General features: G+C 73.3%; 20 protein-coding genes. 13 read left to right on the top strand and 7 right to left on the bottom strand.

The genetic code is table 11. The features are described from left to right. Positions 1 to 19: 19 nt before the first annotated feature. Positions 20 to 214: a DUF5999 family protein gene (locus ACZ6D7_RS34525; RefSeq protein WP_469499695.1), complete on the bottom strand. Its 195-nt coding sequence runs from the start codon at positions 212 to 214 to the stop codon at positions 20 to 22. A 231-nt stretch (positions 215 to 445) separates the two neighbouring features. On the opposite strand from ACZ6D7_RS34525, the gene ACZ6D7_RS34520 reads away from it, so the two are divergent. After that, the gene (locus tag ACZ6D7_RS34520) at positions 446 to 877 is read left to right on the top strand and encodes a DUF6299 family protein (RefSeq protein WP_469499692.1); all 432 of its coding nucleotides are present in this window, start codon (positions 446 to 448) and stop codon (positions 875 to 877) included. A 51-nt stretch (positions 878 to 928) separates the two neighbouring features. Here the strand turns inward: ACZ6D7_RS34520 and ACZ6D7_RS34515 are convergent, their stop codons facing one another. The 4 genes from ACZ6D7_RS34515 to ACZ6D7_RS34500 form a co-directional block, all read right to left on the bottom strand. Continuing rightward, positions 929 to 1,129: a Pycsar system effector family protein gene (locus ACZ6D7_RS34515; RefSeq protein WP_469499745.1), complete on the bottom strand. Its 201-nt coding sequence runs from the start codon at positions 1,127 to 1,129 to the stop codon at positions 929 to 931. After that, entirely contained in the window at positions 1,065 to 1,388 is a 324-nt protein-coding gene (locus ACZ6D7_RS34510; RefSeq protein ID WP_469499743.1) for a Pycsar system effector family protein, read from the bottom strand. The genes ACZ6D7_RS34515 and ACZ6D7_RS34510 overlap by 65 nt, the downstream gene beginning before the upstream one ends. A 61-nt stretch (positions 1,389 to 1,449) precedes the next feature. Continuing rightward, positions 1,450 to 2,205, bottom strand: coding sequence for a Crp/Fnr family transcriptional regulator (locus ACZ6D7_RS34505; protein WP_469499689.1), 756 nt, complete (start codon positions 2,203 to 2,205; stop codon positions 1,450 to 1,452). 230 nt (positions 2,206 to 2,435) lie between these two features. Next, the gene (locus tag ACZ6D7_RS34500) at positions 2,436 to 2,624 is read right to left on the bottom strand and encodes a hypothetical protein (protein ID WP_469499686.1); all 189 of its coding nucleotides are present in this window, start codon (positions 2,622 to 2,624) and stop codon (positions 2,436 to 2,438) included. Here ACZ6D7_RS34500 and ACZ6D7_RS34495 point away from each other — a divergent pair. The 6 genes from ACZ6D7_RS34495 (at position 2,623) to ACZ6D7_RS34470 (ending at position 11,227) form a co-directional block, all read left to right on the top strand. Further along, the gene (locus ACZ6D7_RS34495) at positions 2,623 to 3,810 is read left to right on the top strand and encodes an Hsp70 family protein (RefSeq protein ID WP_469499683.1); all 1,188 of its coding nucleotides are present in this window, start codon (positions 2,623 to 2,625) and stop codon (positions 3,808 to 3,810) included. The genes ACZ6D7_RS34500 and ACZ6D7_RS34495 overlap by 2 nt on opposite strands. A 64-nt stretch (positions 3,811 to 3,874) precedes the next feature. After that, complete coding sequence (locus tag ACZ6D7_RS34490) at positions 3,875 to 4,942, top strand: hypothetical protein (RefSeq protein WP_469499680.1); 1,068 nt, start codon at positions 3,875 to 3,877, stop codon at positions 4,940 to 4,942. Positions 4,943 to 4,945: 3 nt separating this feature from the next. Next, positions 4,946 to 6,589 carry a hypothetical protein gene (locus ACZ6D7_RS34485; protein ID WP_469499677.1) on the top strand — a complete coding sequence of 548 codons (1,644 nt, stop codon included), beginning with the start codon at positions 4,946 to 4,948 and terminating at the stop codon, positions 6,587 to 6,589. Beyond that, positions 6,586 to 8,709, top strand: a complete 2,124-nt coding sequence (locus ACZ6D7_RS34480) for a dynamin family protein (RefSeq protein WP_469499674.1) — start codon at positions 6,586 to 6,588, stop codon at positions 8,707 to 8,709. The genes ACZ6D7_RS34485 and ACZ6D7_RS34480 overlap by 4 nt, the downstream gene beginning before the upstream one ends. Then, entirely contained in the window at positions 8,706 to 9,653 is a 948-nt protein-coding gene (locus tag ACZ6D7_RS34475) for a TRAFAC clade GTPase domain-containing protein (protein WP_469499672.1), read from the top strand. Before ACZ6D7_RS34480 ends, ACZ6D7_RS34475 begins: the two co-directional genes overlap by 4 nt. Continuing rightward, positions 9,650 to 11,227: a dynamin family protein gene (locus ACZ6D7_RS34470; RefSeq protein ID WP_469499666.1), complete on the top strand. Its 1,578-nt coding sequence runs from the start codon at positions 9,650 to 9,652 to the stop codon at positions 11,225 to 11,227. Before ACZ6D7_RS34475 ends, ACZ6D7_RS34470 begins: the two co-directional genes overlap by 4 nt. On the opposite strand, the gene ACZ6D7_RS34465 is transcribed toward ACZ6D7_RS34470, so the two are convergent. Further along, positions 11,212 to 12,414, bottom strand: a complete 1,203-nt coding sequence (locus ACZ6D7_RS34465; protein ID WP_469499663.1) for a hypothetical protein — start codon at positions 12,412 to 12,414, stop codon at positions 11,212 to 11,214. The genes ACZ6D7_RS34470 and ACZ6D7_RS34465 overlap by 16 nt on opposite strands. A 225-nt stretch (positions 12,415 to 12,639) precedes the next feature. On the opposite strand from ACZ6D7_RS34465, the gene ACZ6D7_RS34460 reads away from it, so the two are divergent. Further along, positions 12,640 to 13,812 carry a hypothetical protein gene (locus ACZ6D7_RS34460; protein WP_469499660.1) on the top strand — a complete coding sequence of 391 codons (1,173 nt, stop codon included), beginning with the start codon at positions 12,640 to 12,642 and terminating at the stop codon, positions 13,810 to 13,812. Between the two features lie 120 nt (positions 13,813 to 13,932). Next, positions 13,933 to 14,490, top strand: coding sequence for a DM13 domain-containing protein (locus ACZ6D7_RS34455; RefSeq protein ID WP_469499657.1), 558 nt, complete (start codon positions 13,933 to 13,935; stop codon positions 14,488 to 14,490). A gap of 21 nt (positions 14,491 to 14,511) precedes the next feature. Here ACZ6D7_RS34455 and ACZ6D7_RS34450 read toward each other — a convergent pair whose 3' ends face one another. Continuing rightward, on the bottom strand, positions 14,512 to 14,691 hold the full coding sequence (locus ACZ6D7_RS34450; RefSeq protein ID WP_469499654.1) for a hypothetical protein: 180 nt from the start codon (positions 14,689 to 14,691) through the stop codon (positions 14,512 to 14,514). A gap of 490 nt (positions 14,692 to 15,181) precedes the next feature. Between ACZ6D7_RS34450 and ACZ6D7_RS34445 the strand changes: the two genes are divergently transcribed. From ACZ6D7_RS34445 to ACZ6D7_RS34430, 4 genes are all read left to right on the top strand, one after another. Beyond that, a complete protein-coding gene (locus ACZ6D7_RS34445) occupies positions 15,182 to 15,613 on the top strand; it encodes an Asp23/Gls24 family envelope stress response protein (RefSeq protein WP_469499652.1) in 432 nt (143 codons plus the stop codon). A 38-nt stretch (positions 15,614 to 15,651) separates the two neighbouring features. After that, positions 15,652 to 15,879 (top strand): hypothetical protein, encoded by a 228-nt coding sequence (locus ACZ6D7_RS34440; RefSeq protein WP_469499649.1) that lies wholly within the window; start codon positions 15,652 to 15,654, stop codon positions 15,877 to 15,879. Next, the gene (locus ACZ6D7_RS34435) at positions 15,876 to 16,334 is read left to right on the top strand and encodes an Asp23/Gls24 family envelope stress response protein (protein WP_469499646.1); all 459 of its coding nucleotides are present in this window, start codon (positions 15,876 to 15,878) and stop codon (positions 16,332 to 16,334) included. Before ACZ6D7_RS34440 ends, ACZ6D7_RS34435 begins: the two co-directional genes overlap by 4 nt. A gap of 82 nt (positions 16,335 to 16,416) precedes the next feature. Beyond that, positions 16,417 to 16,740, top strand: coding sequence for a gas vesicle protein GvpO (locus tag ACZ6D7_RS34430; protein WP_469499643.1), 324 nt, complete (start codon positions 16,417 to 16,419; stop codon positions 16,738 to 16,740). Positions 16,741 to 16,756: the final 16 nt, after the last annotated feature.

Raw genomic sequence — 16,756 nt, 5'->3', positions numbered from 1 at the left:
AGGGCGTGCGGGCGTGCGGTCAGGCCGCGACGGCCAGGCGCTGGGCGGTCACCCGGTGCGGGTCCACGACACGGCCGTCGGGGAGCAGCTCGCCGGAGTCGTCGAAGACGATCGTGCCGTCGCACAGCAGGCTCCAGCCCTGCTCGGGGTGGGCGGCGACGACGTGTGCGGCGGGGGCTTCGGCAGTGGGGCCGGGGAGCTGGTGGGAACACATGGCGCACCTCCACGTCGGTGGCGGCCGGCCGTGCGGTCGGCCTCGCATGAGTCGACCTTGCGCCCGTCGCGGCGCCATCGCCAGGGGATGCCCACAAGCGTGACAGCACCAGGACATCTCCGGGACGGTTCGACGACGACGGGTGCGGACTCGCCACCGAAGGGGTGACGGTCACCGCGCCGGACCCGTCCGCCCGGTACCAGTGGAGACCCCCACCACAGGAGGTCTTCCATGCTGTTCCGCCCTCTCCTGACCGCGACCGCGAGCGCGGCCCTACTTCTGCTGGCCGCCGCCGCTGCCCCGGCCGCCACCGCCGACCCGCTGGAAAGCGTCACCGTCAACCCGACCGGCCGGATCGCCGCCGACGGCACGATCACCCTCTCCGGCACCTACCGCTGCGTCGGCGCCACGGGCCCCGTCTACATCAGCTCCTCCGTCGGGCAGGGAACCGGCTACGTCAAGCACGGCATCGGCGGCACCCGGGCGGTGTGCGACGGCGCCGAGCACACCTGGGAGAACACCGGCAAGGCATTCCTGGACGCGCCGACGCCCGGCGCGGCGCACGTCGAGGCCATGGTGATGGAGCTGAGGTCCGAGGGCGGCCTGCCGCTGCCCCGTTTCCACGCGGCCCGGCAGCAGGACATCACGCTGACCGAGGGCTGAGCGCCCGTGCAGGCGGGAGGCCCGTAAGTCCTTCCGAAGGGATTCCGGGCCTCACCGCAACAGGATCACCAGGCACAGCAGGACCGCGCCGGCACCCGAGAGGGCGAAGGGCAGTTCGACCCAGCGGTGCTTGCGCCAGGCGATGCGGCTCATGACGACGAGCTGGCGGCTCAGCATCGGCAGCGGGTCACGGGTGGTCAGGGCGTGGCGCAGCCCGTCCGGGTCCCAGTGCCGCATATGGCCGAAGTAGATGGAAGTAGATGAAGTTGTCCGTCGCCTCGGCGGCGGTGCTCTCGCCGCGCATCCGGGGCGCGACGACCAGCATGGCGCAACAGGTCGCGCCCAGCAGCGACAGCAGCCCGGCCACGAAGACGACGAGCAGCGCGACCGGCAGCGTCCGCAGGCCCAGGACGCCGCCGGAGGCCGGCGCGGTGACGGCGGCCGGCGCAGCGGCCTCCAGGGTCAGCGCGAAGCTCGCCTTCGTGTCGACGCGCGCCGTCCACTCGCCCAGCGCCGCGTGGATGCGCCACGCGCTCTCGTAGGGCTGGAGGGCGCCGACGGGGGGATGCCCGTCACGAGGTCTCCCGGGTGGCGATCGTCGTCTCTCGGGTGGCGATCGTCCGCAGCAGGCCCGGCTCCCGGACGAGAACGTTGCGGTAGCGGGTGGTGACCGCTCCGGTGTCGCGCAGCGAGCGCAGCGCCCGCTGCACGCTCGCGTCGGAGATGTTCGCCAGCGCCGCGAGGTCGGTGTGGCTGAGCGGCACACTGATCCGCAGTCCGTCCGGCGACGGCTGGGCGTGGTGCTGGAGCAGGTAGTCCAGCACCCGTGCCACGCGGGTGGTGGCGTCGCCCGAGGCCGCGTCGACCCGGTAGCGGGTGGCGCCGCGCAGTTTGGCGGCCATCGCCCGGTGCATCGCCTCGGCCGCGTCCGCGCTGCCGCGCAGATGCTCCCGCAGCGCCCGCGCGGTCATGACCCGGGTCAGGGTCGGCCGGACCGCGGTCACCGTGGCCGACCGCGGCCGGTCGTCCAGCGCCGCCAGCTCGCCGACGACCTCGCCCGGTGTGCGCAGTGCGAGCAGCACCGTGCCGCCGTCCTGAGCGTCGCTGGTCACCTTGACGCAGCCGGTCAGGATCAGGAACGGGGAGGTCTCCGAGGAACCCTCGCTGATCAGCCTCTCCCCGGCCGCGAAGGTCACCGGGCGCCCCAGCCCGAGGAACCGTTCGGCGGCGTCCGGCGGCAGCTCGGCGAGCAGACTGCCGGGCGTCCAGTGGTATCTGCCGCCCGGGGACCGCCCCCCGCGTCCCGGCCGTATCGCGTCAGTGCGCACTCTGTCGGACCTCCCCCGAAGCCGGGCACGGACAGCTGACATGTTGCCCGGATGTCGTCATGTGACCGGATTCTGCCCGTCCGAAGTGCTCAAGATGTCAGAAACGCCGATACCCGTACGGCGGCACGCGGGGTGTCCTATCTTCGTGCCGCGAGCGGGCACGGCGGGTCGTAGGGGACGGCAACGTGCCCGTGGGGGCTGGGGGGTTCCTTGAACGCGTTCGCGTCCGGTCACGCGTGCGGAGACACGGGTGACCATCCGCCGTGGTCGCTGTCCGTCGACTTCGGTACGTGTTTCACGACGGCTGCCACGGCTGATACGGCCGTCAGGGCGGCCTCCGCAGCCACCGCAGCCACCGCAGCCACCGCGGGCACCGCGGGCACGGTGGCGTCGGCGGCCTCGGCGGTCGGTGTGGCCATGACCGGCACGGCAGTCGCGGCCGCGCCGCCGGTGATGCTGGAGATCGACAACAGCCGTTATCTGCCGTCCGTCGTCGCCCTGGACGCCGACGGGGCGCCGCTGACCGGTCGGGCCGCGCTCCAACGGGCCGTCAACCGGCCCGACCTGACCGAGCGGGCGCCCAAACGGGCGCTGGTCCGGCAGGACGCCGTGCTGCTCGGCGGACGGGCCGTGCCCACCGAGGAACTGGCGGCCGCCGTCCTGCGCCGGGTCCGGGAGGCCGCGCTCGCCGCGCACGGCGGGACGGCACCCGCCAGGACCGTCCTCACCCACCCGGTGCGCTGGGGCGCGGCCGAACTCGGGCGGCTCACCCGGGCGGCCGCCCTCGCCGGGATCGAGGAGCCCGAGCTGCTGCCCGAGCCGGTGGCGGCGGCGCTGCACCACACCCGCACGGCCGAAGTGCCCGAGGGTGCCTGCCTGGCGGTCTACGACCTCGGCGGCGGCACCTTCGACACGGCGGTGTTACGCCGCACCGCGACCGGGTTCGAGACGGTGGCCGTCGGCGGCGACCCGGACCTCGGCGGCGAGGACCTCGACGACTGCCTGGCCGACCTGCTCCGCGAGCGCGCCGTGGCCCGCGACCCCGACCCCTGGAAGGAGCTGACGGAGTCGGGGGAACCGGCGCTCACGGCCCAACTCGCCCTGCTGCGACGGGAGATCGTGGCAGCCAAGGAGGCGCTGTCCACCGCCGGGTCGGTCGAGATCGCCGTACCCGGCTATCCCGAACCCTTCCTGCTGCGCGCCCACGAGTACCGGGCGGCCGCCACCCCGTTGCTGACGCGCAGTCATGAAGTGCTCTCCGCGACCGTGTCGGAGGCCGGCCTCGACGCGGCCGCGCTGCACGCCGTCGTCCTCACCGGCGGCGCCAGCCGGACGCCGCTGATCTCCGACCTGATCGCCGAGCGCGAGGGCCGGCTGCCCGTGCTCAGCGTCGACCCCAAGGCGACCGTGGCGCTCGGTGCGCTCGCGGCCACCATCCCTGCCCCGGCGGGGAGTTCCACTCCGGCGGAGGACTCCGTCCGGCCCGGCCACGGCCCTCGCTCCGGCTCCGGATCCGGGGGCGGCCCGGACCGTGTCGTCCGCGGGCCGCGCTATCTGCGGCCCGACGGCGACCCCGACTTCGAGTTCGACCCCTACGACGACTGAGCCGCCCGCGCCACACCGGGCCGCACCGTCCGCGCACACCACCATCACCCAGGGACCGATCGCCATGTATCAGGCACCCCGTATCACCATGACCATGCTCGGCGCCTCCGGCTGCGGGAAGACGACGTACCTGCACGGCATGTACGCCGTTCTCTCCAGCGGCCTCAACGGCTACTTCCTCTACGCCACCGACCCCGACAAGGACCTCGACCTCGCCGACGCGTGGGACGAACTGTGCGTGGCGGGCACCCTGCCCGAGGCCACCGACGTGGTGCCCGTCGACTACGAGTTCGCCTTCAAACACGGCATGACCACCCTCCTGGAGATCGACTTCCAGGACTACCGGGGCGGCGCCGGCACCGACCGGATGGGCACGGCCGGGGCGTCCGCCGACGTCACCGCGCTGAAGGAGCGGCTGGCCATCTCCGACACCATCATCCTCACCCTCGACGGACAGCACGTCGCCGACTGGATCAACGACGCGGCCGGTGCCGAGGGACTGCGGAACCGGTCCGGAGACCCCATGCACATCGCCCGTTTCTCCCGGGCCATCTCCACCGTCGTGGAGGCCCACGTCCGGGAGGGCAACCAGACCCCGGCGATCATCGTGCTGCTCACCAAGACCGACCTGCTCGCCGACATCACGGGACGGCCCACCCGGGAGGCGCTGGACGTCGTACGGCGCAACCTGTTCGACCTCGTGCCGGTCCTCGCCCACCAGGTCACGGTGCTGCTCTGCCCGGTCCAGATCGGCACGTTCGGCCTGGACCGGCAGGACGCGCTGAAGGTACGGCCCGACCAGGTCAACCCCAAGAACCTGCACAAGCCGATCTCCTTCGCCCTGATGCACTACCTCACCGAGCGGCTGCCCCGTCAGCAGCAGGCCCTGAGCGGGCTCGACCAGCGGCTCGACAGCCAGCGGCAGGAGGTGGAGAGCCTGCGGAACGGCTTTCTGGGCTCCTGGATCAAGCGCGGCCGGATCAATGCCCTGAATTCCTCCATCGACGCCGACCGGACGCGGCGCGGCGAGACCGCCGGGGAGATCAGCGGGGCCCGCGTCTGGGCCGAGCAGATGGCCGAGGACCTGCGCACGAGCCCGATCTACCGGGACGGAAAGCTTCAGGAGGACTGACCGATGAGCGAACAACCACCGTCCTGGTCCGATGACCGGAAGGCAGCGGAAAGGGGTTACTCGGCGGGGCCGGAGTACGCGGCGGAAACCGGCTACCCGGCCGACGCGGACGACTGGGTGGACACGGGTGACCGGGTGGGTGCGGCGGCGGCTTCGCGAGGGGTGGACGCCGACGGGTGGTACGCCGTGGTCTACGGCCGTACCCACCGGGTCGACGAGTGGTGGCGGGCGCTGCCCCCGGGCATGCGGGCCGCCGGTCCGGTGGGGCAGGCGGTGCGGGCCGCGGTGGCCGGCGGTCGCCGACTCGCCGCCGGGCCGCGGCAGTTGCTGGCCCGGGGCGCGCACGGCGTGCTCGTGGGGGCGGCCTGCCGCATCGAGCTGATCGACTCCGACATGGCCGCGGAGCAGCACGGCAGGCCGCTGTACGGCTTCGTCGGCTGGCACCATCCCGACCCGCGTGCGTCCGTGCCCACGCTGACCGTGCTGGCCGAGGGATTCGCGCCCTGGGCGCACGCCGCGTATCAGCAGTACGTCGAGCCTGTCTGGCGTGCGCGTTCGGCGCCGGTGCGCATGTCGGCGCCACAGGCCGCGCCCTGGTCCGCGCACGCGGCGTACCCGCCCGGGCAGGCCGGTGGGCGGGATCCGGAGTGGCTCCCGGCCCGGCCGCACACCCTTCACCTGTTGCCGCAGCGGGAGGCGCGGCGGTGGTGGGACACCGCCGCGCACAGCGAGGTGCAGTGCGTTCTGGCCACCGGGTGGCAGGTGTCCCGGGACGCCGACCCCGCGGTCCTCACCCACGTGTGCGGCGCGGACGTCACCGCCCGGCAGACCGTCCGCCACACCCCGCCGAAGGAGCCCGCGCCGCCCAAAGCCACCCCGGCTCAAGCCCCGGCGCCCGCCGAGGAACGGCCGTCCAAGCCCAGGCACGGACTGTGCCACATCGCCAAACGGGCGGTGGGGCTCGGCTCCGGCAGCTCCGGCGGCTCCGGCGACGACAAGGCTTCGGCCCAGGGCGGACAGCAGGGGGACGGCCCGCAGCCGGGTGGTCACGACGGGCGGGACGCGGAGGACGGGTTCCTCGCCGGGATGGCCCGGGCGGTCGGCGAGTTCGTCGGTCTCGGAAAGCCGGAGCACCCACGGCAGGAGGACTTCGGCGGGCTCACCGGCCCGGCCGCGTACGAGGAGGACCTCGCGTACGACGCCGGGGCCGCCGCGCGTCCTCAGCAGCCCGTGCGTACGCCTCCGCCCGAAGGCCCCGTGTTCGGCCGTACCCGCGAGGTCGCGCCCGAGGACGCCTCGGCCGCGGACGCGTTCGACGAGTGGGACGACGACCCACCGGCCCCCACGGGCCGGCACTCCGGGCGCGCCGCCCAGCCGGGAGGCCGTGGCCCGGCCGGCCGAGGCGGGCTCGGGCGGAGCGACAGGGGTTCCGAGGACTGGGGTGCCGGTCGCCAGGACGACTGGCAGGACGACCGCCAGGACGACTGGCAGGACGACCCGGGGGACGTCCACCGCGACGGCCGTACCACCGCTCCCGGAGACCCCGGCGACTCCGATTCCCGTACCGCTGCACCTCGTACTGCCCCTGGTTGCGCCACTGGTTCCGCCCCCGGCCCCGCCGACCCGTCGATCGGAGAGAACGCATGACCGCCGCACCGCACCCGCTGCACCAGGAAGTCGTCAAGTTCGCGGAGGACGCTGCTCTGTTGCTGGAGCGCGCCGCAGCGGCCGGGGCACCGCCCGCCGGGACCCCGGCGATCCAGGGGGCCACGGCCTCGGACCCCGGACCCAACCCTTCCGCAACGTCCCCGCAAGCATCGGCCCAAGCCGCCGCCTCGGCCGGCACGGCCTCTGCGGCGGCCGCCGCAGGGGCGATTCGGGCCGAGGTCGCCGCCGCCCGGGACGGGGCGGCGACCGTCGTCGTGGTCGGCGAGAAGAAGCGCGGCAAGAGTTCACTGGTGAACGCCCTCGTCGAGCACCGCGACCTGCTGCCGGTCGAGGTCGACGTGGCGACCGGGGTGCACATCCTCGTCCGGCACGCGGAGAAGCCGCACGCGCTGGCGTACGTCGACGGCGGGCAGCGGACGCGGTCCATCGAGCTGAGCGACCTCACCGAGTACGCGGCGGTCGACCCGGTCACGCAGGCGCCGTACCGCGGCGACGTCCACCACGTCGAGGTGGGGATACCCGCGCAGCTACTCGCCACCGGGCTGCGGCTGATCGACACGCCCGGCGTGGGCGGTCTGGTGTCGGGCCACGCCCGGATCACGATGGCGACGCTGCACCACGCCGACGCCCTGGTCTTCGTCGTCAACGGTTCCTCCGAACTCACCGCCTCCGAGCTGGCGTTCCTCGAAGAGGCCACCGCGCGCATCGCCGAGGTGGTGTTCGTGCTGACCCAGACGGACAAGTACCGTTCCTGGCCGCAGGTGCTGGAGCGCAACCGGGAACTCCTCGCCCGGCACGCCCCGCGCTACGCCGCCGCCCCCTGGTACCCGGTCAGCAGCCGGGCCCACCAGGACGCGCTGACCGCGCTCGCCAGGGGTGACGAGGAGCGCGCCGCTCGGCACATGGCGGCCGACGGCTTCGTCTCGCTGCGGTCGGCGCTCACCAGCCGCGTGGCCACGCGCGCCGCGGAGCTGCGGCTGGCCAACATCGTCCACGTCGGCCGGGCGAGCCTGGCCCCGCTGGCCGCCGCCGAGGAGCGCCGGCTGCGCGCGCTGGCCCAGGACCCCACCCTGGTGGACGACATCCAGCGCCAGCGCGACGCGCTGCGCGCCCTCCAGGATTCCGACGCCCGCTGGCGCGGCATGCTGCGCAAGGCCACGCGCGAGTTGGAACGCCGGCTGCGCACCGGTCTCAAGCGCAACATCAACGACCTGCGCCAGCTCGCCGACGCGAAGATCGCCTCGCTCTCGGGGGAGGAACTGGCGGGCGCCCTGCCCCGGGACCTGGAGGCGGGCATCGAGGCGGTCTGGATGGACCTCGACCACGCCACCCGGGAGGGCGTCGCACGGCTCACCGCGCTCATGGAGCGCGAGTGCGGCATCGGCGACGAGGAGTCGTTCGACGGTCTGAGCCGGCCGGACCGGCTGGCCGCGCTGCCGCCGCTGGTGCGCTCCGCGCACGACGGGGGCGGCCTGCTCGGCACGGTCGAGCGGGTCGTCCCGACCCTGAGCACCGGGGCGCTCACGGTCGCCCTCACCGCGATGGCCACCTCCGGTGTCCTGCTGCCGCTGGCCGCCGGCTTCGGCATGATCACGCTGCTCTCCAGGCGCCGCCGCAACCGCGACGAACTGGTCCGGGCCCGCGGCGACGGCAGCCGATACGCGCAGCGCGTCATCAACGAGCTGGAGACCGAGGTACCGCCCAAGATCACCGAGGCCGTGGACGAGGTCGGCGAGCGGCTCGCCGAGCGCCTCGGCGACCGCATCACCGCCCAGCGCCGTCTGCTGGAGGACGAACTCGCCAACCTCCAGCGCCACGCCCGCGCCTCCAAGGAGCAGCGGGCCGCGCAGCGCGAGCGGGCCCAGCGCCGGATGGCCGCCCTCTCCGGCCTGCTGCGCCGCGCCGACGACCTCACCCACCGCCTGGCCGCCGAACCCGGGCCGCAGCCCGTCCCGTCGTCCGTTCCGGCGTCCGGGCCGTCGTCCGCCTCCGCCTCCGACCTCGCCTCTGACCTCGCCCCCGACCCCGCCTCCGACGTCGACCCTGATGCCGCCCCCGGGCCCGCCGGCCCGCGCGCCACCGCCGAGGACCGCACATGAACATCGTCATGCTGGGCCACAGCAACGCGGGCAAGACGACCTACATCGCGATGATGTACGCCCTGATGCGCAAGGGATACGGCGGTTTCAAGGTCCGTGCCGAGGACGGCGGCCTGGACCGCGAACTGCGGGCCGCCGCCGACGCCGTCCGGCAGGGCAGCTATCCGCCGCCCTCCTCACGGCGCGAGCAGCACGTCTTCCGTCTCTCCCACGGCCGCCGCACCGTCGCAGGGTTCACCTGGACCGACTATCGCGGCGGCGCCCTCAACAGCCGTACCGACGACGAGGAGACCGCCCGGGTGCTGGCGGAGCTGACCGAGGCGGACGGGATCGTCGTCTTCGTCGACGCCCACCACCTCGCCCACGACACCCGCGGCGGACGTGAGGTGCGGCGGCTGACGGTCCTGCTCCAGCGGGCGATGGAGGGCCGCACCAGCCGGATCCCGGTCGTCCTCGCGTACACCAAGGCCGATCTCCTGACAACGGACGACGCCTGGGCGCGCGCCACCGCGCCGCTGGATCCGCTCCAGCAGTCACTGGAGCGGGCCTCCATGGTGCGGGGCGCCACCGTCGCCCTGTCCTGCGGGCCGCGGCCGGCCGGGGTCCAGGTGCCCGTGCTCTGGTGCCTGGCGCAGCACCTGAGCATCCGGGTGGAGGACCTGGAGCACGAACTGGCCGTCAGCCGCCGCCTCGCGGAGGAGGCGAAGAACAAGGCCGGGCTCTGGAACAGTTTCGTCTCCACCCTGGACGGCGTGGAGAGCGAGTACCGCAAGTGGCAGCGCCACGAGCAGGAGGCCAAGGCGGAGGCGGCCGAACTCGCCCCGCTGAAACGTCCGGCGAAACGGTTGCTGGCCGCGCTGGAGAAGGCCCGCGAGCAGACCGCCCCGCCCGTCCCGGCCGGGCGGGGTCACCGCCCCGCCCGTCCCGGCCGGGCGGTGACATGAACGCCGCGAGCGGCGCGACCGGCGCGAGCGGCGCCGGTCCCGAGCAGGGCGAGCTGTGCACGGCCGCGGCCCGCCTGGTGGACACCGCCCTGGAATCCCTGACGCCCGAGGCCGGAACCGTCACCGCCGCGCTGGAGGCCGTACGGGACCGGCTCGCGGAGGGACGGCTGCGGATCGCCGTCGGCGGCCGGATGAACGCAGGCAAGTCCACGCTCGTCAACGCCCTGCTCGGACAGCGGCTCGCGGCCACCGCCGCCACCGAGTGCACCATGGTGGTGGCCTGGTTCCGCCAGGGTGTGCAGAACAAGGTGCGGGTCCGCCGGCTCGACGGCCGCGCCTACGACATCCCCGCGCACCCGGGCGGCGGCATCCCGCGCGATCCGGGCCGGCTCGGCAGCCCGCCGGAGGAGATCGCCGAACTGCTCGTCGACGTCACCAGCAGCGAACTGACCCGGCGTCACATCCTCATCGACACCCCGGGGATGGACACCCTCAGCGGTCTCGACGACGTGGCCCTGCGCGCGCTGGCCCAGGCCGACGCCCTGCTGTACGTCATGCCGCACCCCGGCGCCGGGGACGCGGAGGCCCTCCAGTCGCTGCGCCGCCAGGCCGGGCCCCGGATGACCGCGATGAACGTCCTCGGCGTCCTCAGCCGTATCGACGAACTCGGCACCGGCACCGGCACCCCGTGGCCGCGTGCCCGCAGGGTGGCGGCCACCTACACCACCCGCCTCACCGGCATGGTCTCCCACGTCGTCCCGGTCGTCGGCCTGCTCGCGCAGACCGCGGGCGGTGACGAGTTCACCGAGGACGACACCACGCTGCTGCGCCGACTCGCCGACGTGCCACGGGAGGCGCTGGAGGAGGCGCTGTACTCGCCGGAGGCGTTCGCCGCGTGGGAGGACGGCCCGCTGGACCGGTCCGGACGGCTGCGCCTGCTGGACCTCCTGGGCACCTACGGCATCGCGCTCGCCGTCGGCCTCCTCACCGGCGCCGACGGCGGCCCCGCCGTACGCGGCACCGGCGCGCTGCTCGACCGGCTGCGGTCCGCCTCCGGACTGGACGCGCTCGTAGGGGAGATACAGGTGCGCTTCGTGGCCGCCGCCGACCGGCTGCGCGCCGCGTCCGCCCTCCAGGCCCTGGACGACCTGGCCCTCGCCGTGCCGGGTGCCACGGACCCCGCCGCAGGCGACGCGCTGGCCGCCCTGCGGTCCGGGGTGGCCGCACTGCGCCGACACCCACTGCTACGGCAGACCGAACTCGGCGCGGCTCTCGCCGAGTTGGCGAACGGCACGCTGTCGCTCGGCGACTCCGAGGCGGCCGCGCTGGTCGCCCTGGCGACGGGCACGGACGCCGCGGCCTGTCTGCGCCTGCCGCCGGACGCGACGGCCCGCGACATCGCCCGGGCGGCGGGGAAGGCGGCGGCCGGCTGGCGGGTGCGGGAGGCCTCCGGCCCCCGGGCGGTACGGCGCCACGCGCGCACGGCACGGGAACTGTGCGAGGAGTTCCACTTCCGCTCCGCCGAACCGGCCCGTCACCAGGCCCGTCACCAGGCCCCTCACCAGCCCGGATGATGCGGATCGACGGGGAAGCCGCCGAGACCGGGGTCGTCCGGGACGTGCGGGTCGGCGAGGTCGTCCTGGGAGAGGGGATCGTCGGGGTCGTCCGAGAGGCCGTACGTGTCGCGGTCGTACGCGTCCGGGTCGTACGCGTGGTGCTCGTACGGGGACGGGTGCGGATCGTGGCTGCCGTCGGGGGTGTCGTCGTCGGCGTCGTCGTCCGACTCGTCGGCCTCAGAGGCGTATCGGTCCTGAGACGCGGTGTAGTGCTCGCCCCAGTCGTGGGAGACGGAGGGGGACGGGTCCGGGTAAGGGCCGTCCGGTGCGTACGGGCCGTCCATGACATGGTCGGCGGTCGTGGCGGCGGCCTCGGCGGTGTCCGCCGTGCGGGCGGCGCCCGAGCGGTCGGCGGGGTGCGCGGGAGCGTCCGCGTGGCCGCCGGCGTCGCCCTCCGTGTGCGGCGAGGGCTGTGATGGCGAGGCGGTGGGCAGCATCAGCAGCGTCCCGCCGACCAGGACGGCCGCCTCGCCGGTCCGCTCCGCGAGGGAGCGCCGGGGACGTGCCAGCGGGCCGTCGGCGGGGACGACGGGAAAGCCCAGCGGCGCGGTACGGCCGCGCGGCAGGGCGCCCAGCCACGCGTCGGCCGCGAACTTCTTCGCCTTGATCTCCACCCGCACCTTGCGCAGCGTGGCCGGCGGCAGTCCGCCGACGCCGCGTTCGAAGAGGTCATGGTAGAGGTCGTCCGGCACGATCAGCGCCATGTCGCTGCCCTGCGCCGCGGCGAGTTCCTTGCGCAGCGCCACCGAGTCCAGCAGCCGTGAGGCCAGTTCGACCGACCAGGCCACGAAGCCGAGCCGGGCCTGCCGCACCGAGCCCTGGGCCAGTGCCACCCGCAGCCGGATCAGATGCTCCTCGGGGACCCGCGCGTTGAGCAGCGGGAGCATGTCGCGCAGGCCGAGGATCAGTCCCGGGACGGCCTGGTCCTCGTCGATCTCCGGTGGCAGCAGAAGCAGTTGGCCGTCTCCGCGGTCCTGCCGCTCGCAGCCCCGCCAGGGGACGCCCGCGTTGCGGCAGGCCTGGTCCAGCGCGTGCGCCACGCCGTCCTGGACCTTCGCCTGGGCGGCGTAACTGCGGCCGCTGTAACGCTCGACGTCGACGACCAGACACAGTCTGCGCCGACTCTTCACCCGTTCGTCCCCCATGGAGCCCCCACTCCTCGCGCACCGGGCCCCTCACCGGCCCGACCGGTCCACGGGGCAGCGTAGCCACGGGACCGCACGCCCGGCGCGTTCTCCTCACAAACCGTCACCGCACCACCGTCGCTGGGGGGCGAACCGATTCCGGTGCCAGGAGGCCCTGCCGCCGCGGCTGGACGTCTTCGTGCGGAGCCCTCGCGCGGGGCGGTTACTCCTGTAAGGCTCGGACGCGTGACGTACGTAGTGACCGTTGACATCTGCATCCCGGAGGGCACTCCGGAGATGGACCCGCTCCAGCGCGCCGGCGCCGTGGCGCTCATCGAGGACGGATTCGACTCCGTCCGGGCCGTCGAGGGGCCCGACGGCGTGCAAGTCGATGTTCTCGACACCATCGTGGCCGTCCACCCGGGCGGCGCCCTGCTCAAGGTCGTCGTGGAGGCTCCGGCCCTGGAGTTCGCCGAGGACTCGGTGCACGCGCTCGCGGACGAACTGCTGGAGCGCACCGAGCTGTTGGCGGACTGGACGATCGACCGGTGCGAGGTCGAACTCCACCAGGACCTGGCCAGGAAGAGCCTCGACGCCGCCGAAGGTCCTGACGCCCCGCCCGACGACCCCGCCGCCCGCAAGGCCCGCCACACCCAGAGCCCGACGACCGAGGGCACCGACGCGGGCCACGACGCCGACGACAAGACCTCGGCCGTACGAAGCCGGATGCTGAGGTCGGCGAGCAGACTGCGCTCCTTCCCTCCCGCCGCGTTCGGTGTACCCGACGATGAGGACGAGTTCGAGGAGGGGGAGGGCGGCGACGAGGTGTTCGCCGTCTCCCGGGAGAGTGCCCGGCTCGCCGCGGGTGCGCTGGTCCACGCGACGGACGCCCTGGTGGACGAACTCTTCGAGGACGTGCAGGTCCTGACCCAGGAGGACGCCACGGTCGCGGAATGCGAGGGACCCCTGTGGCACCTGGAACGCCTTCCGGACCGCTACGCGCTCCAGTACGACGCCCGCTTCGCCCGCCGCTTCCTGGTGACCGTGATCGCCCTGACCACCCGCTTCACCGACGGAAGCTTCCAGCGCCTCAGCTGCGTCGCCGAGGAACTCGCCCTGAGATTCCTCCTCGGCCAGGCGACCACGACCCTGGAACTCCACGGCCTTCTCGACGACGACGTGTCGGCCGCTCTCGCCGCCTTCGTCGACCATGTGTACGAGGACATGGACCACGAGTGGCTCTACGACGACTCGACGGACGGGATCACCGACGGCGTCACGGACGGAATCGACGAGGCCGTGGCGGGTGCGGTTCCGGGATTCGCGCCCAGGGCGTTCCGGTCGTGGTTCACCCCGTTCCACGAGGGCAGATACGTCCACCCGTCCGTGGCGGACGAACCCGACGGGGTGGCGCAGTGAGCTACCGGGCGGTGGGCGCCCGGACGGCGACGTAAGGGTTTCGTCATCTCCCGCGGAGCTCGGGAGGGCCGCTCGCACCGTTGAATGGGGTGGCGACAGGCACACTCTCGGGAGGCGGGGATGGGGCGCGTGCGGAAGGTACTGACCAGTCCGTTGGTCATCGGGGCGCTGGTGGTGGCGATGGCCGGGTTCGGTTTCGGGCTGTACTGGTTCCAGCCGTGGAAGCTGTGGCAGGACGAGACCGTCGAGGAGCCCCTGCCCGCGGTTGTGGCGACCGCTCCTCCCGCGGCGGCGCCCTCCGGGGCATCGTCCTCGCCGGCCGGGCCGCGGACGCTGGCGAGCGGTCGGCTCATCAGCCACGAGCACACGACGTCGGGCACGGTGAAGCTCGTACGACTGGACGACGGCTCCCACGTCGTCCGGCTGGAGCAGCTCGACACCAGCAACGGGCCGGACCTGCGCGTGCTGCTGACCGACGCACCGGTGAAGGAGGGGACGGGCGGCTGGCGCGTCTTCGACGACGGGGAGTACGTCAGCCTCGGCAAGCTCAAGGGCAACAAGGGCAGCCAGAACTACGCCGTGCCCGACGGCATCGACCCCGCCCGCTACACCAGCGTCAGCATCTGGTGCGACCGCTTCGACGTCTCCTTCGGCGCCGCCGAACTCGCCCGCGCCTGACGCCGGAAGTCCTCGGACGGCCTACCCGGCGGCAGAGCCGGGCATGTCCAGGAGCACCAGGGCGTCGTGCTCCGGCTCGTCGAACAGGCTGTGGGCGGCGGGGTGGCGGAAGACGTAGCGGGCGATGTTGCGGTCCTTGGCCGGCCATGCTCGCGAGGGTGCGCAGATGCTCGTGCTCGTCGTCCTCCAGGCGCAGGGCACGGGCGAGGGAGTCCACGACGGACGGGCCGGGGCGGGTCTCCTTGCCGCGTTCGAGGGGTGCAGTAGTCGATGGTGATGCCGGCTGGCGAGGGCGGCAGGTTCCTCGCGGCGCAGCCCGGGCGTGCGGCGCAGCCCGGTCCCTGGCGTGAGCCCGGTCTCGGAGGGCGTCAGCCGAGCGCGTCGGGCCCGCAGGAAGCGCCCCAGCTCGGTGCCGCCCTCGGCGCACGCTGCCGCCGCCGGCCGGACTGTCGGGCGTCGTCGTGCTGCTTGCGGCGGTGGCGGCCTGCGAGACCTGGTGGTACGCGGAACTGCGCCGGAGCGTCCGTCCGGACCAGGGCCGGACAGGGGCGCTCGCTCCGCCGCCTGGTTGACCACCCTGCCCCGCCTTCAGGGGCCATGAATCCGGTGAAATGTCATAAAATATGATGTGGCGTAAATAAATGGTGTCAGGTATCGGCTATCAGGTATCAGCTAAGGGAGGAATGTCCTCATGGCTGAGAACACCGGCGCAGAGCAGGGCGGTGCGCCCGGTTCTCGCGGCCGGACGACCATCGCCGATGTGGTGGTGGAGAAGATTGCCGGTTTGGCCGCACGGGACGTGATCGGTGTCTACGCGCTGGGTAGCGGATTCGCGCGCTCGATGGGATCCATGCGGGAGCGGATGCCTGGCGCCGGTAGCGGCAGATCCGCCAAACGCGGGGTCAGCGTAGAGGTCGGAGAGCGGCAGGCTGCCATCGATCTGGAGATCGTCGTCGACTACGGCGTCTCGATCACGGACGTGGCCGGTGCGGTGCGGGAGAACGTGATCTCCGCGGTGGAGCGGATGGCGGGTCGGGACGTCGTGGAAGTCAACATCATGGTCAGCGACGTGAAGCTTCCCGATGAGGAGGACGAAGGGGAAGTGTGGCAGCGGGTCCAGTGACCGGGGCGGGGCAGCCCGCTCGAGTGAAGGAGCGCGTGATGAGCAGGGCCGTGGTGGGCTTGATCGCCGGAATGGCGCTGGGTTTCGCCGCGTATTTCGGTGACTTCTGGGCCTTCCTGCTGGTGCTGGGCCTGGGCGCCGTCGGTTTCGTGGCCGGGCGGTTCATGGAAGGTGATCTCGAAGCGGGCGACTTCGTCCGCCGCCGGGACCGGCAGGAGCGGATCCGCGACGACCGGCGACGGGCTCGGGGAGACTGGCGGCAGTGACCGGTGAGGCCGGTCGGCGTCCGGGCATCCCCCGAGCGGAGCGCGGTGCGATCACCGTCGCCGACCGGGTCGTGGCGAAGATCGCTTCCCAGGTGGCGCGCGAGGCGCTGAGCCGGTCCACCGAGTCGGCCGGCCACGTACCCCCCGGCCGCCGGACGCCAAGCGTGACCACCTCCGTGCGGCGGGCACCGGAGCGGAGTACCGCAGTACGACGAGACGCCGAGTCCGCCGCCGGACGGCAGGCGGTGCTCGGCGAGGCACGGCTGCGCATCACAGTCGAGCTCGGCTACCCGTCCGACATCGGGGCGCAGTGCGCCGCGGTGCGCCGGGAGGTCACCGAACGGCTCAGGACATGGGCCGGCATGGAGGTGACCGACCTCGCGGTGTCGGTCGAGAGGCTGCACTCGGCGCACACGCGGCACACGCGGCACACGGGCCAGGAGAGGGTGAGGTGAGCGCACGCCTGGCGGGCCGGCACGTGCGCCCGACTGCTTCGCTCAAGGTGCGCGTCGTCCGATACCGATCAGACTTGTATTCATGGCAGAAGAACGTCGGCCGCGCGCCGGGAAATCCTCGACGACAGCCGCTCGTCGCCGCACGGCAACAGTGCGGGGAGCGGAGCATGCCGCGCGTGCTGCTTGCCGGAGCCTGGAGGGGCTGATCGGCCACCCCACGGAGGGCGTATCAGCGGTGAGACGTACCGACGACGGTTGGTGCGTCGTCGTGGACGTCCTTGAGCTGCCCCGGATTCCGGACACGACGAGCCTGCTTGCCTCGTACGAGGTGCAGCTCGATCAGGACGGCGAACTCCTTGAGTACTCCAGGGTCCGCCGCTATCGGCGAGGGTCCGCCGATGAGTGACCCCAGGTTTGCCTGA

The organism is Streptomyces sp. NPDC041784 (assembly GCF_055591025.1).
This window is presented reverse-complemented; position numbering and strand designations above follow the sequence as displayed.

Excerpts from the sequence above, each read along its gene's own strand:
- ACZ6D7_RS34525 (WP_469499695.1), bottom strand. The coding sequence starts at position 214 with ATGTGTTCCCACCAGCTCCCCGGCCCCACTGCCGAAGCCCCCGCCGCA.
- ACZ6D7_RS34520 (WP_469499692.1), top strand. The coding sequence starts at position 446 with ATGCTGTTCCGCCCTCTCCTGACCGCGACCGCGAGCGCGGCCCTACTT.
- ACZ6D7_RS34495 (WP_469499683.1), top strand. The coding sequence starts at position 2,623 with ATGACCGGCACGGCAGTCGCGGCCGCGCCGCCGGTGATGCTGGAGATC.
- ACZ6D7_RS34500 (WP_469499686.1), bottom strand. The coding sequence starts at position 2,624 with ATGGCCACACCGACCGCCGAGGCCGCCGACGCCACCGTGCCCGCGGTG.
- ACZ6D7_RS34490 (WP_469499680.1), top strand. The coding sequence starts at position 3,875 with ATGTATCAGGCACCCCGTATCACCATGACCATGCTCGGCGCCTCCGGC.
- ACZ6D7_RS34485 (WP_469499677.1), top strand. The coding sequence starts at position 4,946 with ATGAGCGAACAACCACCGTCCTGGTCCGATGACCGGAAGGCAGCGGAA.
- ACZ6D7_RS34480 (WP_469499674.1), top strand. The coding sequence starts at position 6,586 with ATGACCGCCGCACCGCACCCGCTGCACCAGGAAGTCGTCAAGTTCGCG.
- ACZ6D7_RS34475 (WP_469499672.1), top strand. The coding sequence starts at position 8,706 with ATGAACATCGTCATGCTGGGCCACAGCAACGCGGGCAAGACGACCTAC.
- ACZ6D7_RS34470 (WP_469499666.1), top strand. The coding sequence starts at position 9,650 with ATGAACGCCGCGAGCGGCGCGACCGGCGCGAGCGGCGCCGGTCCCGAG.
- ACZ6D7_RS34465 (WP_469499663.1), bottom strand. The coding sequence starts at position 12,414 with ATGGGGGACGAACGGGTGAAGAGTCGGCGCAGACTGTGTCTGGTCGTC.
- ACZ6D7_RS34455 (WP_469499657.1), top strand. The coding sequence starts at position 13,933 with ATGGGGCGCGTGCGGAAGGTACTGACCAGTCCGTTGGTCATCGGGGCG.
- ACZ6D7_RS34445 (WP_469499652.1), top strand. The coding sequence starts at position 15,182 with ATGGCTGAGAACACCGGCGCAGAGCAGGGCGGTGCGCCCGGTTCTCGC.
- ACZ6D7_RS34440 (WP_469499649.1), top strand. The coding sequence starts at position 15,652 with ATGAGCAGGGCCGTGGTGGGCTTGATCGCCGGAATGGCGCTGGGTTTC.
- ACZ6D7_RS34430 (WP_469499643.1), top strand. The coding sequence starts at position 16,417 with ATGGCAGAAGAACGTCGGCCGCGCGCCGGGAAATCCTCGACGACAGCC.